At 59.1% G+C, this 13,597-nt stretch carries 17 protein-coding genes; 2 read left to right on the forward strand and 15 right to left on the reverse strand.

The window, feature by feature from the left end:
* The 11 genes from virB9 to ASD01_RS36540 are packed head-to-tail and all read right to left on the reverse strand — an operon-like array spanning position 1 to position 7,903.
* A complete protein-coding gene (gene virB9 / locus ASD01_RS06985) occupies positions 1 to 855 on the reverse strand; it encodes a P-type conjugative transfer protein VirB9 (protein WP_060643729.1) in 855 nt (284 codons plus the stop codon).
* Positions 855 to 1,526 carry a VirB8 family type IV secretion system protein gene (locus ASD01_RS06990; protein ID WP_060643730.1) on the reverse strand — a complete coding sequence of 224 codons (672 nt, stop codon included), beginning with the start codon at positions 1,524 to 1,526 and terminating at the stop codon, positions 855 to 857. Before ASD01_RS06990 ends, virB9 begins: the two co-directional genes overlap by 1 nt.
* Positions 1,527 to 1,530: 4 nt before the next feature.
* The gene (locus ASD01_RS06995; protein ID WP_060643731.1) at positions 1,531 to 1,806 is read right to left on the reverse strand and encodes a hypothetical protein; all 276 of its coding nucleotides are present in this window, start codon (positions 1,804 to 1,806) and stop codon (positions 1,531 to 1,533) included.
* A gap of 36 nt (positions 1,807 to 1,842) precedes the next feature.
* Positions 1,843 to 2,778, reverse strand: a complete 936-nt coding sequence (locus tag ASD01_RS07000; RefSeq protein ID WP_060643732.1) for a TrbL/VirB6 family protein — start codon at positions 2,776 to 2,778, stop codon at positions 1,843 to 1,845.
* Between the two features lie 3 nt (positions 2,779 to 2,781).
* Positions 2,782 to 3,012 carry an EexN family lipoprotein gene (locus ASD01_RS07005; protein WP_060643733.1) on the reverse strand — a complete coding sequence of 77 codons (231 nt, stop codon included), beginning with the start codon at positions 3,010 to 3,012 and terminating at the stop codon, positions 2,782 to 2,784.
* Entirely contained in the window at positions 3,009 to 3,707 is a 699-nt protein-coding gene (gene virB5, locus ASD01_RS07010) for a P-type DNA transfer protein VirB5 (RefSeq protein WP_060643734.1), read from the reverse strand. The genes ASD01_RS07005 and virB5 overlap by 4 nt, the downstream gene beginning before the upstream one ends.
* Positions 3,707 to 6,073 (reverse strand): VirB4 family type IV secretion/conjugal transfer ATPase, encoded by a 2,367-nt coding sequence (locus tag ASD01_RS07015; protein ID WP_060643735.1) that lies wholly within the window; start codon positions 6,071 to 6,073, stop codon positions 3,707 to 3,709. The genes virB5 and ASD01_RS07015 overlap by 1 nt, the downstream gene beginning before the upstream one ends.
* Positions 6,066 to 6,407 (reverse strand): VirB3 family type IV secretion system protein, encoded by a 342-nt coding sequence (locus ASD01_RS07020; RefSeq protein ID WP_060529680.1) that lies wholly within the window; start codon positions 6,405 to 6,407, stop codon positions 6,066 to 6,068. The genes ASD01_RS07015 and ASD01_RS07020 overlap by 8 nt, the downstream gene beginning before the upstream one ends.
* 4 nt (positions 6,408 to 6,411) lie before the next feature.
* Positions 6,412 to 6,711, reverse strand: coding sequence for a TrbC/VirB2 family protein (locus tag ASD01_RS07025; protein ID WP_060643736.1), 300 nt, complete (start codon positions 6,709 to 6,711; stop codon positions 6,412 to 6,414).
* A complete protein-coding gene (locus tag ASD01_RS07030; RefSeq protein WP_060529682.1) occupies positions 6,708 to 7,379 on the reverse strand; it encodes a lytic transglycosylase domain-containing protein in 672 nt (223 codons plus the stop codon). Before ASD01_RS07030 ends, ASD01_RS07025 begins: the two co-directional genes overlap by 4 nt.
* Positions 7,380 to 7,381: 2 nt before the next feature.
* Positions 7,382 to 7,903, reverse strand: a complete 522-nt coding sequence (locus tag ASD01_RS36540; protein WP_082584581.1) for a hypothetical protein — start codon at positions 7,901 to 7,903, stop codon at positions 7,382 to 7,384.
* 93 nt (positions 7,904 to 7,996) lie between these two features.
* Here ASD01_RS36540 and ASD01_RS07035 point away from each other — a divergent pair, with 93 nt between their 5' ends.
* Positions 7,997 to 8,359: a helix-turn-helix domain-containing protein gene (locus tag ASD01_RS07035; RefSeq protein WP_060582382.1), complete on the forward strand. Its 363-nt coding sequence runs from the start codon at positions 7,997 to 7,999 to the stop codon at positions 8,357 to 8,359.
* A 186-nt stretch (positions 8,360 to 8,545) separates the two neighbouring features.
* Here the strand turns inward: ASD01_RS07035 and ASD01_RS07040 are convergent, their stop codons facing one another.
* The 3 genes from ASD01_RS07040 to ASD01_RS07050 form a co-directional block, all read right to left on the reverse strand.
* Positions 8,546 to 10,078: a hypothetical protein gene (locus ASD01_RS07040; protein WP_060643737.1), complete on the reverse strand. Its 1,533-nt coding sequence runs from the start codon at positions 10,076 to 10,078 to the stop codon at positions 8,546 to 8,548.
* 51 nt (positions 10,079 to 10,129) lie between these two features.
* Positions 10,130 to 10,834 (reverse strand): autoinducer binding domain-containing protein, encoded by a 705-nt coding sequence (locus ASD01_RS07045; RefSeq protein WP_063979496.1) that lies wholly within the window; start codon positions 10,832 to 10,834, stop codon positions 10,130 to 10,132.
* Positions 10,835 to 10,982: 148 nt separating this feature from the next.
* Positions 10,983 to 11,942: a LysR family transcriptional regulator gene (locus ASD01_RS07050; protein ID WP_082584582.1), complete on the reverse strand. Its 960-nt coding sequence runs from the start codon at positions 11,940 to 11,942 to the stop codon at positions 10,983 to 10,985.
* Positions 11,943 to 12,093: 151 nt separating this feature from the next.
* On the opposite strand from ASD01_RS07050, the gene ASD01_RS07055 reads away from it, so the two are divergent.
* Positions 12,094 to 12,987, forward strand: a complete 894-nt coding sequence (locus tag ASD01_RS07055; protein WP_060643738.1) for a nucleotidyltransferase and HEPN domain-containing protein — start codon at positions 12,094 to 12,096, stop codon at positions 12,985 to 12,987.
* Positions 12,988 to 13,204: 217 nt separating this feature from the next.
* Here the strand turns inward: ASD01_RS07055 and ASD01_RS07060 are convergent, their stop codons facing one another.
* A complete protein-coding gene (locus tag ASD01_RS07060; RefSeq protein ID WP_063979503.1) occupies positions 13,205 to 13,486 on the reverse strand; it encodes a hypothetical protein in 282 nt (93 codons plus the stop codon).
* Positions 13,487 to 13,597: the final 111 nt, after the last annotated feature.

Below are 13,597 nucleotides of genomic sequence, written 5' to 3' on the forward strand. Positions count from 1 at the left end.
CTAGTGCGCCGCGCCGGCTTCAGTCCGAACGACCCGCTCGACCGACGGCGAGGTCGTGTTGGTGTCCGGGTTGATACCGACGCGGTCATAGGCCTCGTTGAAGACGCAGAGCACGTCCCGTCCCCTCCGCAGGATGAACTTCCGGCCAATCGCGTGGGCCAGGACAAGATTGCCGTCTACGGATTTCGGCACCAGGCTTTCACTACCGTCTGAGTTCTCGATGTAGATCGCGGGTATTTCCTGATTGCCGACGACGGCAAATGTCGTAACCTTGCCATTGTCGTAGACCGAGTGCGGCTCCAGCGCCTGGGAGCCCTGCGCCGAATAACGCCAATTCCGAGCACCATAGCCCTCATGAATGGCCAGGGCATTGTCGGCCTCCTTCGACTGAGCAGCGATCTCTCGCGCCGCCGCAGCTTGGCGGCGCCGCTGCGCTTCATCGGCCGGGTAGCGGTACTTGACGTAGAAGTAGGTGTTATGACCCACCTCCACTTTTCCGTCCCGCACCATCAGTTCCATTTGGTAGCTACGGGTCGAGCCGTCGCGCCGAGTGGAGACGACAGAGAGATTGGTGACCGGCTGATTTTCCCGCGGTTTGAGAAACAGGATGTTTCCTGCCGGCGCCACCTCCCAAGCTACACTGTTGCCCAGCGCAACATGGGCGATCTCCTCGTCGGCCGCGAACTCCACCTGCACCGAAGAACGCAAGGAGCCTATGATGCGAGTGATGTTGTAGGGCTGGTAATCGACAAAGCGGACACGACTGTCCTGCGCCGCGCCGCGCGGAATATCGAGTGCAGATGCCGTGCTGGCGGACGTCGTAAGGAGGAGAGTAGCAATGAAAATAGTCCGCATCAGTTGATGGCCTCCGGATCGGCGCGGTATTCGCTGACGGCAAAACCGAGAGGATTCACCAGCCGATCCGTCGACGACATCGGCGCGTTTGCATAGGAGAACGTCAGCGCTGCAACCCAATGGGTTGTCCGGACTTCTTCCCCGCGGGTGATGGTGCGCATGTAGCGGACGGAGACGACATGCGAATTGATCAGCGAGATCGATGCGATGCTGATGCGTGCGGTGGCGCCGCGCCCATAGGTGTTCTGCGGCGACGCCGGATTGCTGCCGCGATAGAGGGCCGAGAACCGAGCCTGCTCCGGCTGCGTCGAAAGAAGAGCGACTGTGCGGAAGTTGTCCTCTGCCTCGCTCCAGACGTAGCTTTCGCGAGCGCGGACGTATTTCGCGGCGAAGTATTTCGTCACGGCCTCGTCATAGGTGCCGGGCGTCGACGTCAGCGCCGAGACGACATCAACGATGCCTGTCGAATTGTCGACCCGCACGACAAACGGCTCGACCGATTTCAACGGCGTGAGGCCGGCAACGGCAAGGATCGAAGCGCCGGCGAGAATGCTTGCCGCGACGGCAATGGACCAGGCAACGCGTGAAGAGCGCTCGACCTGGATCATGCGTTCCTGGTCGAAGCGCCGCGCCTTGTCAAAGTATGTCTTGAGTTCGTCGCCGGAGACCATCGCGTCAGCCCCCGCATGGACGATAGGAGGCGTCGACGTCGAACTGGGCAAAGGCGAAAGATTCCCTACCCTCTTCGACATACGCGGTGGCGACGGACTGAGAGGTCGCCGGTCCCGCATAGGACTGTTTCTGTTTGACGTTGCTATTATCTTCCCACTGCCACATCGAGCGATTGAGGGGGCGGCGCGAATAGCCATCGCAATTCGGGACCGGATAGGTCAGCGATGCGCAGCCGCTTAAGGCAGCCGCCATGCAGAGCAGCGGAAATGTTCTGATCATTCCTGAAGAGCCTTTTTCTTGTTCGTGCGAAAAGCGTCACAATCCCGAGCCCTTCGGGCTCAAGGTTCGACCAATGGCCCGGACACCGCGTCCGGCCGCACGGGCGGTACGGGACGCCGCCCAAGCGAGCGTGCTTTCGTGGGCGTCGCGTGCAGCCCCGTAGCCGTAGGTCAACGACGCGCCGCCGGCGGCAAGCGCCGAAGCGATGTTCGGAAGCTGATAGAAGACATAGAGGGCAGCGAGGCAGATGGCGCAGAGCGCGGTGGGACGCATCAGCACGTCGGTATATCCTTGAATTGCCGTGAAGGTCGTATCGATGCAGGTGATCAGCAGTGAGCCGACGGCGACGACGAGCACCTGGAGGATCACGAAGTTTGCAAGCTGTCCCAGCCACGCCTCGGTGAAGCGCCGCGTCGCCTGAAACATTGCCAGGGCCACGAAGATCGGACCGATGGCGAGCACGATGGCGAGCGCCAGCCGGGCATAAAGCGATACAACGTAGCCGATCGCCGCTACTGTGAAGCTCGCGCCGATCACCATTGCGCCACCGATACCCATCACAATACTCGACGACCAAGTGGCACGGGACCAGATATCGATGGCTGAATCCTGTCCCTTGTCGAGCAGACTGTCGAACGTTGTAGCGCTCGGCGCCGCGCCGGTGTTCAGTGCCTGCGATATCTCACGCGGCAACACGTCGAAGAAAATGTCGGTGACGTAGGTCTGGTATTCGTCGGCGTCCGTCACCAGCGTCGCGATGATGGCTAGCTTGATCGTCCGAAATGCGAAGTCGAGGATGGGTTCCTGGACCGAGCCGCGGAGCACGAGATAGCCGTAAAGCACGACGTAGAGCGTGACCGCTGCCGTCAGGGGGCCCGAGATCCACTCGGAGACGTTCGAGGTTCCGTCGGAGATAAAGGTCTCCAGCGGAGCCTTGAACTGCTCGTCGACGAAGGCGAAGACCTGATACATGCCTCAGCCTCCAAGCGCTTTTCGCATGCGTCGAAAGCTAGCCTTGAAATCTGCAGCCGCTGCGTTTTGACAATTCGGGGTATTTCCTAATTCACCGGGGTTGGTGCCACACGCCGCCATGATTTCGGCCAGCAGAGCCTCGTCGGCGATGAGTTCGTCGACAGTGTAGGTCCGTTCGGCTCGCTCGGAGCAACTGACCAATAGGACAGCGAGAAGAACGATATGGCCCTTCATTGCAGTGCAGCTTTCATTGCATCCATGCGTCGGCGCCAGTCCTCCACCTCGCGCTGCTCGTCGACCTGTGCCTGTGCCTGCTGGACCATTCGGAGGGCCTCCATGCGCAGTACATCGGCCTGGAGGAAAGCTGTTTCCGCCTGAAGTCGCGCCTGAAGGTCGGCTATGTCCTTGGCGCCAGCCGCTGTCGAAATCTTCTCGCGCAGTTGGTCAATGCCATCGACTCGCTTGGCCGCGGCATCGTAGATATGCTGCGCTAGGCTCATCTGCCCGGCATTCTTGTTCTGAATGCGGGAAAGCTCCTGCGCGTAGAAGTCCTCTGCGCTGGTCCGATAGGTCGAATTACCCTCAAGGAATTTTGTGGCCGTATCGCCGAACACGCCCGTTGCGCTTCCCTTGAACAGTCCCTCGATGACGTTAAACTCCCCAGGCAGCGCCTTGCGAACGGCAGGATCGTTCAAGACGCCGGCAACATCCGCCATGTCGGTGATCTTGTTGAGCGAGCCGTAAAGCTGCTGCGCCTGCTCTATCTGCTGGTTGAGCGCATCAAGCTGAGCTTTCAGTTGGGCGATACTCTCGAGGTGCTTGGCGATCGCGGTTCGGTCGATCACCGGGATTCCCTGCCCGGCTGCCGTGCCGGCGCAGAGAATGAGCGCCGCGGCTATTGCCGCGCCGTGAATTCGATAGAAACCCATTAGCTCAATCTCCTTCTTTGCTGAAAAATCGGAAGCCAATCCGCGAGCCGGTCGCCGACTTCTGTGCGGATGGCATCGGCGAGTTCGACATTCGCGGTGCGGCCGGAGAGGATGGTAAGTTCGTCGTCGAAACCGCTGAGGTTCAGTTCGGCGACAACGCTATTGTGTCCTTGCTTCAATATGAATCGGCGGCTCTCGACGGAGAGCTCGCGTGCAATGAGTTCATACTCCCGCTCGGTGAGCTTGAAGCCGTCGACATAGTCGGCGTGGTTACTGCGGAAGTTCGGTAGGAAGATCTGCGTCGGGCATTGCTCGATGATCGTATGAGCGATCGGCGAGACGATCGCATCGCGCGGGCTCTGCGTAGCAAAGAGCATAAGCCCGTTCTGCTTGCGGATCGTCTTGAGCTTGTTCTGTGCGAGATCGCGAAACCCTTCATCCTGGAGCGCCTTCCAGAACTCATCGATAACGATGATGATGCGCCTGCCATCGATCAGTTGCTCGACCCGATGAAAGAGATAGGCCATCAGCGGCGTGCGGATTTCCTCGTTGTCGAGGAAATCGGTCATGTCATAGCCGACGAATTTGCCGTCAAAGCCGATGTCCTCAATGATGTTATCGAACACCCAACCGAGCGCCCCCCCTCTCTCCCACCGCCGCAGCCGCGCGGCAATGCCTTCGGGATCGGCGTTGTTGAGGAAGGTCCTGAGCGCGCCGATCGTCCGGCGCTCCACCGGCAAGTCGGCAAGGCCGTCGATCGCGGAGGCGATGTCGCGGAGTTCGGCCACCGTCAGTTCCCGTGTTGCCGAGCCGACAAGCCTGCCGACCCAGCGCGTGAGAAACACCTTGTTGTCCGGCGTCGGTTCCAGTGCCTTCAGGGGAGCGCACCCGGTCGGGGCACCATTCTTCAGCGGCAGATAGGTGCCGCCGGCGGCGCGCACGTAGAGATCAGATCCCCTGTCCTTATCGAAAAACACAACATGCGGGTCATGTTTCTCCAGCTGCGACAGCATGAAGTTCAAAAGCACGGTCTTGCCGGCACCGGACGGTCCGCACACGAAAGTGTTGCCGAGATCGCCATAATGGAAATTGAAGTAGTACGGTGACCCCGACGCCGTCTTGAGAAGAGCGACGGCAGGTCCCCATTCATTGCCGTGCTTCCGACCGATCGGGTAGGAGTGGAATGGTGCGAGCGCCGCGAAGTTGCGCGACGTGATCGCGCCGGACCGGGCGCGATAGCGGAAGTTTCCTGGTAGTTGCGCCCACCAGGCCGCCTCGAGGCCGAGATCCTCGCGCGCGACGACGGCGGCTCCACCGGTCAGGCTGGCGCGCGCCTTGGCGAGATTGTCGGTCAATTCCTTCACCGATGGGGCAAAGACGGAAAGCGTCAGGTGGTGCTCGCCTAGCACGAACCGATTGGACTCCAGATCGTCCATCGCCCCATCAAGTTCCTCGATCTGTGAGGCCGCCTTGTCCCCACTGCTGACCATCTGGTTTTGCTTGCGGCCCATGATCACGCGGGCGTCCGCCTTCGAGACGAAGGAGAAGGATTGCGTCAGGATCAGTTCGAAGGGACTAGTGAGCACACCGTCGAGCATGCCGGTCCGAGTTCTGGCCGGATATTCCTTAAAACTCAGCATGCCGGCAAAGCGGCTTTCGGCCTCGTGCCGGATCTCGACTGTCTCGCGGCCGACAATGACACGATCCGAGTAGATCGCCGAGGCGATACGCCCCTCCGTCAGCGGGACCGGCTCCCGACGGCCGCCGACGAACTGATGCAGCACTTCGCTCGGCTCCGAGAACAACAGGCCGTCACGTTCGTAGAGGCACAGCACGCGCGGTTCGAAGCGTTTCAACGCCGCTGTGACATCAATGACCTTGTCGCGGAGCTGCTTGAGGGCTTCCTCGTCGAGTTCGGCCCCGGCCTGACGTGCCCGACGCAAGCGCGCCAGCAGCCTTGCCGCCTTGTCGGACGGATCGCGGGCCGGAGACCACAGGATCGTCAGATAGAGGTCGTTGCGAAACAGGTCCTCCCCAACCATGCGCGCGCGATACTTATCATTGAGCGCCGCCGAGAAAGGTGTAGTGAACGTGCCTTCCGGATAGCTGTTGTCGCGACGGCGGATGAGATGAGTCCACAAGGCAAGCCGCTCGTCGGCGATGTTCCGATAGAGCGTGTTGAGGTCCCGATGCAGAGCATTCAGGTCGAGAACATCCGCGGTCTCGAAAGAGACGCCTTCAAGCGCGATCATTACCATCAGCGCCCGGGAATCGAGCGCGATCGTCGACACGTCGACATGGCGGACATAGGGGATGAAGGTCTCCGGACCGAGTTCGCGAGATCTGAGTGTGGTCAGGCTAGGCAAATCCGAGGTCCCTTTCATCGTATTTCCGGGCGAGCTTCAGGGGACTAAGCGTCGCTCCGCCCCAAAAGGCGCTGTTGCGCGACCGGCCGCGTGTGTCCACCCAAGCCAGTAAGATGCGGAACATGTTGTGGTCGTGTTTGACGAGCGCGCGGAAAATGAGGTGAAAGACGACGCCAACAGCCAAGTAGGCGATCGAGCCGGCGACGATGTAAAGAATGGTCGTCAGCATGATGTTCATGCCCATGGCTTCCATCGTCACGCCAGCGATCATCGCCGGCCGGGTGCAAGCGATGAACAGCGTGTCTTCCTCAAGGATTGGCCGAAAACTCGCCATGGCGTCAGCTTCCGACGATGGTGTTCACGAGTTCGGTAGCGCCGAAGATGCCGCCAATGCCGATGATCCAGAACCCTGCGCGCCTCAGATCCATGTAGCCGAACATCCAGGCTATGCAGATCACGATGATCGCGATGACGGCCAGAAGCTTGGCGATGTTGCCTGTCAGCATTTCGACGATGTTCTGCAGCACGGTCTCGATGCCGGCCGCCTGCGCGAAGGCAGGTTCGACCATGGATGCCAGGATGGCCATTGCCATTACGGCGGATGCGGCGATCGGGCGGATACGGGCGCTGAAAGTCATTCACTCTCCTCCATATGACTGTTCTGAAACACGAGGACGGAGGACCTCCGTCTCGATCTGAAAACGTCCCAGGACGGCACCGACGCCGTTTGATCGGCAAGGGCCTCGTCCTTGCGTGCATCGCCGATCGCCTCGACAAGAGGCGCTTCGTTGAGCTCCCTCTCCCGTCCATCATCTTCGATCATGAGCGTCGTGATGGTGCTGGCGAGCCGGCTTTCTTCCTGGCGGACCTGCTCATCGTACCTGACCATCGCGCCGACAGATGGATCGTTTCGTCCGTAGTAGGAGTGCAGCATCACCTGTTCGGCCCGGCTCGGGTCCGCGCCCGCTTTCACCGCCAGCCGGTAGTACCCATCGAGAATGGTCGCCGTGGCCCGAAGGTTGCGGCATGGGTCGAAGGCATCTGAAATCGAAAGATTGAGCTGGCGGAGTTCTTCCATGCCGATGCCGCCGAGGCCGAGCTGTATGTCGTGCCGCTCGGCTGCCAATGACGTGGCGATTGCGATCGCCTTGACCTTGGTTGTGGGCTGCACCGAGAGTGTCGCGCCGCTGTTGACCCGGATGGCGAAGGGTTCGAACCGGCTTTCAAGGCTGACGATGGCGGCGAGCGTCTCGCTTGCAATTGTGGGTGCGCACGTTTGCGCCAAATCGAGGAAAGCAACAGGCATGCTCAGTACCACACTCGTTGCTTGCCAACCCCGTCGATGATCACGTCGATGTAATGGGGTTGGGGGCGGATGTTTGGTCGAGTCGTCACATAGCGCTGACACTGAGTACGGCCGTCTCTCCGCCGCCACGCTGCCGATGAGTTCATCCGATCATCGTTGGAGTAGCATTCAGCGTTCGAGACGGTCTGTGGCGTGGCCGAGATACAACTCGCTTCGAGCCCATGGTCTCCATACCGCGTTGTCAGGCGATAACCGTCATTGCAATAATAGGGGTCGTATCGAGGACGCGAGGCCTGAAACCCAACGCTGCCGCAAGTGGGAAAGGAGCGCCCTCTTGCAAGCGCGCGCCAGAGCCTGTGGATTGGCGCCCGGCATTCCGCGTATTGCGTCGGACCGCTCGGATTGGAAAGGCACAGGATAACCTGGCACCCCCATTCGCCCGCCTGCGCTTTACTCTCGAAAACAAGATAGAATGGCGCTAAACTGGCTGCAGTGACAAATACCCGTGTAAGAGACTTGTTCATGGCCACCACCTTCACTAACGCGATTGTGCGCAATCCTAACAGCGGCGCAATTTCGCGACGCTTTTTACAATCATATATCTGACAGTATAAAAAATGACAAGCGCACTTAATGCCCATTGGCAGAGCCAGCTGTTTTCGGCTTACGCACTGCAGGAAGTTTTCGACAAACCGGTTGAGGGAGAGACGCCGCAATCGCGTTTGAAGCAGGTCGGAATGATGACGGTGCTCTATATGATGCATCAAAACCATGAAAAGCTAACGCTCTCGAATATAAGCCAAATTACCGGTTTGACGCGCAATGCTGTGGCGGAATCGATCGATCCTCTGATCGCGCGGGGGATATTGACCGAAACGATTGTGAAGAATTCGATGGGACGAGGAACTGCGAGGCAGTTTGAGTTCTGCCCGGACGTTTTCGATCGCCTGAGGTTAAGTCCCGAGCAGCAAAAACCTTGAACTTAGTGATTTTTTTGCGACACTAACAGCATCACGCGACGGCGGCGTTGAACCAGCACGCGCAGCATCGTGACCTTTCAGAAGGCGTAGGTTTGGGGCCGATAAATTCAACTCGGCCATCCAGGTCTGCTTTTCGGCGGCCGTCAGGCGAATGCCTGCATCGCGATATCCCAAGAGGTACTTTAATCACTTGGCCGTGCGCCGCAGCTCTTCCAGTAGCGGTCGCAGCTTGTGCTTGCGCCGGTGCTCCTCGATAAGCCCATCTAGGTACGCAAGCCACTGGCCGGACCGCCCGCAAGCCTTATACGCGCGGGCGGCAATCCCGAGCCACAATGCGGCCGTGTCATAGCGGCTTGATCTTCCTTCAGACATAATCGGGTCGGCCATGCGGCATGCAAGCACAATCACCCAATCGGGGTGATCCGCCAATGCCCGTTCAGCAAGTCGACCCAGCGTAGGGTCACGTGGACTGAAGAAACGCGTTTCCTGCAGGTCGATGCAAGCAACGGCGTCGGCGACCAAGTCCTCGTCGAGCAGGATTTCGATCCGCTCATAGGCGTAAGGTGCCGCCGTCAGCGCCGCAAGCAGCAATTCGCGCAACTTCGGCCAATCCGGCGGAGCAACGAGTTTCTTGGCCACGCGGAAATCTTCCCGTGCAAGGCTTTCTTCGAAGGCTACTTGCGTTGCCTTGAACGTCATATCCCGATTGCCTACCTCATGCGCCTTTTCGCGCAGCCAGCGTGCCAGCATTGCCCTGCCTGTTCTGTGATGCCAGTTTTCTTCGCCTTCGTCGCGCCCGTCTCGCGACAGCCCCCAGGCAGCAAGGTCGAACGCGGTTTCCACCCGGCCGACAGAAGCCACGACCTCGACAAGCCGCAAGAGATCACCATGGGTGGTTAGGCGCACATGGGCGAGCGCGACCGCCTCACCGACACGCCCCATCTGCGCCAGCTTCACAGCATGGTCGCAATGAAACCCAGCCGCACGGGAAAGGTTGAGGAAATGCTCACCACGCCCCATGGCTTCGAGCGCGGCAAGTCGGGCCCGCGTCAGATCGGCATCGAGCGGATCGCTACCTCCTCCAGGCGGCCAGCTCTGCCCAAGCCCTGCGAGCGTCGCCTGAAGGCCTGACTCGTCCCAGCCCTGCATGCAAGCTGCAATGGCAGTAGCAAAGGCATCGTCGGCGCCGAATTCTGCGAGTTCGCGCTGCCAGTCGGCCAATTCATCGGCGAGGTTATCGCGCGCCTCCTGTGAGACACCATCCATGAGGGCGGCTTGAGCGATCAATTGATCAAGCCGGGGAAAGAACTCGTGCAGGGTTTCATCCCAATCGGCGTTTTCCGGCCAATATGCGGCCAGCCCCGAGGCAACGGGCTTCAAGATCGTTAATGCATGGGCGCCGCGCCCGGTAGCAAGAAGGGGTTCAGCCTCGTCAATCAGTTGTTCGAGCGCCGCTTCATCGATACCCGCAGACCGTTCGCCCCAACTGTGCCGATGCCGCCCCGAACCGGTCGAAGCGAAAAGGGCTTCGGCGCGACGACGAAACGGCACCGGATCGAGCAGCGCGCTTGCCTCGTCAGCTACCGAAGCCGCGAACCTGGCATCGAGCCAAAGGGCAAAGCCCTCGTCTCTCTCGGCACGTTCCAGCACAAGCGCCTCAAGCCGTTCACGCGAAATCGCCCGTAAATGCTCCGCGCGCTCGTTCGCCGCCTGCTTCATCTGTACTCCTAGAAATTCGACTTCAGACGTTTGGCGGCGAAGCGCTTGGCTTCAAATCAGCTTTAGCTTCGTCGCCAGAGCCGTCGCCTGCGGAAGCGAGTAGGCATTTAGCTTCCTGCGCGCATTATTCATGTGGAAGTTGACGTTCCAGTAGGTCATGTTCTCGATGTCGGCGATTGCTCTCATGGATTTGCCCTCGGACGCCCACTTAAGCATAAGCGCCTGTCTAGTGGTCAAAGCGATGCTCGGTTTTGCTGTAGGCTCAATGTTCGTTTGCTCGATCCGCACATGAAGCTGGGCGACCGCCATGGCGGCCGCTACCGGATCGACATCACCTTTCAGCGAGAGGGAAGGCTTGTGTGAGGCCATGGTCAGCATTGCTATACGTCTGAACGCAGTCGCGACTGGAATGGTGATCCCCGACCGAATACCGAAACCGGCGGCATCCAGATAAAACTGCCGAACGCGCCTCGATCTGACGGTCCTTGAATTTTCGGAAGACCAGGTGAACGCCTTCATCGTCGCCCTTGCAATCTGGATCACGGGATCGATCTCGTTGAAGCTTTTGGCGAAGTACCAATCCTGCCATTCAGGATGATAATTCGAAACGGCGAATGTTCCGATTGGTTGAAGATTAAGGTAGGCGTAATACTCGAAGCCGAGCTCTTGCGCGAGCTCGGTGAGCGCTTCATTGAACATCTCCTTGGTGCGCGCCACGGTGGAAACATCGGTTAGCTTCTGAAACCAGCCCTTCACCTTCTCCTCCTTTTTTGCCCTCTCGTCTTACTCAAACAATACTCGGCCCAGCGACATTCTGGACCTTTTGGAGAGCCGCCGGCAAGTTGTGCTCCTGCCAAGGACCCCCATCGCCAACCTCTGACGGCTTACGTTGCCACTTACCTACCTATTCGCCATGGGCCGGAAGACCGCGCTTGGTGTTGCTTCTTCCGGTATCGTCACCCACAGCTTTAAGCGATCTCGATGCCGCGGCCAGCGTGCGGGCAACTTCTACGATCTCTTCACGGTTCGCGGTCGGGTCCTCTTTGTTCCACGCAAGCCCCATGCCGATCGTGAAATCCACCCCCTCCACTTCCCGAAGGCGGAACGACTGGTGGGGCAAATCTCTGGTCCATTCCGGCACGAAACCTACGCCCATCCCGGCCGCAACCAGCGAAACCAACGAGAGCGTGTCGTCGCAACTACAGGCAACCTGATCGAGAAGGCCAAATTTTCTGAACTGCTCGAAGAAGTACTTTTCCGTGTAAGATAGATTTGAGCGGGAAAAGGAGATGATCCGTTCCCGTTTCAGATCGCTCATTGTGACGGTCTCCGCCGTCTCAAGCCGGCTGCCAAGTGGCACCGCCAGAAGATATCGTTCGTTGGCGATGCTCTGCCAACGGAGCGATCCGATGTTTTCGACCGGCCGGATGAAGCCAAGGTTGATACGGCCCTTCTCCAGGTCGCGGATGATTGCATCGGTGGAACCACTGCTCACGTGGATCTGAATATCGGGAAATCGCTTGCCGAGCTTGTTCAGAAAAAGCGGCAAGACACCGAAGGTCGCGGGATATATGGTTCCGATGGTGATCCGATCGACATTCTTGCCCGCAACGGCCCGGACGATAGCGGAACTGTTTTCGATCTCCCGCAGAACATTGATGCACCGCTCGTAAAAAACTTCGCCGGCTTTTGTCAGTTGAACACGACGCGTAGAGCGGATGAGAAGCTGAACGCCGAGCTCCTTTTCCAGCGTTTGTATCTGCACGCTAAGGGCGGGCTGCGCCATGGAGAGCGTCGCCGCAGCGCGCCCGAAATGCAACTCCTCGGCCAGGGTTGCAAAACATCTCATTTGACGGAATTCCATTCGCCTGTCCTCTGCATCCACGCAAGCCAGTCTACAAGGACACATATCATCCATTAATCGCGGAGTTAGATCAATCTGTTATTTTTTAATAACACGAAACCCATAAATTGCTGCAGTAGACGGCGAATCGTCTTTATCCTATCGGTTGAGTATGAAAACGAGCCTGGAACATCTTCCCGAGAAGAAGCAGCGCGAGCTTGCGCGCGTCGTGGAGATCATCCACGAGGAGTTTGCCGATGCACTCGAGGGGGGCTCGGCCGACTTCAAGAAGCGCGGTCGGATCCTGAAAATCATCCTCTTCGGCTCCTACGCCCGCGGCACCTTTGTTGACGAACCGCATACGATGAAGGGCTATCGCTCCGATTACGATATCCTCGTCATTGTCAATTCGAAGAAGCTCGCAGAACCGCAATACTGGGATAAGGCTACCGACCGTCTGATGTGGGACAAGGGGGTCTCGACGCCGGTTGGGCTGATCGTCCATGGCGCCCGGGAGGTGAACAACTTCCTTGCGGACGGACAATATTTCTTCGTCGATATTCTGCGCGAGGGCATCGTGCTCTACGAACTCGACGACCGGCCGCTGGCCGAGCCGAAACGGCTCTCCCCAGCTGATGCGTTTCGATTTGCCAAGGAGTATTTCGATGACCGGATACCTCACGCGAGGGTCTTCTTAAAGACCGCAACGTTCTGCGTCAGGGAACACGACCTCAAAGAAGCGGCTTTTCTACTGCACCAAGCGATCGAACAATCGTACGCAGCGGTTCTCTTGGTCCTCACCAACTACAGCCCGCCGTCGCACAACCTCAAATTTCTCCGCGGTCTCGCCGAGGATCGCGACCAGCGGCTCGTCGAGGCTTGGCCGCGGGACCAGCATCGCTTTACCGCCTGGTACAACGTTCTCAACGAAGCCTATGTGAAAGCACGTTATTCGAAGCACTTCGAGATCACCGAGGAAGGGCTCGGCTGGCTTCTCGAGCGGACGGAGCATCTCCTCCGCCTCGTCGAGATGATCTGTCAGGAGCGGCTGGCGGAATTGGAATAGGGCTCAGCCCAGCTCCCACATACCTACAGCTCGGCACGGCATGCGTTGAAATGAGATCAGGGCGCGATCAACCTCGGGATCGTGCCGCCCGAAGGCGCCCTGACCATGCCCGAGACGTCCCTGCCGTCGGCGCCCCATCTTTGTGCAGTGTCTATGTTGCCGCGCTTCAAGGCTTCGCCCAACGAGGTCCTGATAGTCGTCCTGTTTGCAGGATGCATCAATTAGCGATCCGCCTGGTGCACTGGTTCTCTCCTTTGATGCAGGCAATCTCCGCCGTCGAGCATTCGGCAATGCCATTAACGATAACGCAGTGCGAGCATTGATCGGTGAATTCCAGGCAATCCGGATTGGCCTTGATGAAGTCTTGCAGGCTGGCATTCTCGGTCTGCTGCGGCTCAGGAACAGCGTCGGCAGCCGGCGTATCCGCCGCCTGAGCGGCGGTCATCCCCGCGATGGCAAGCGCCAGGCAAAGCGCGACACGAATGTTGAACTGCCTCATCCCCTGCTCCTTCTCAGCGTACATCCGGCGCGACGTGAAACGGCTCTCGGCCGAAACTGCGCACTGTCGGAGAGTGCCGTCACGGCGCCCGCCGTGCAAGCGACCGTCCGG

It is taken from the genome of Ensifer sp. Root423 (genome assembly GCF_001426275.1).
Lineage (GTDB): Bacteria > Pseudomonadota > Alphaproteobacteria > Rhizobiales > Rhizobiaceae > Ensifer > Ensifer adhaerens.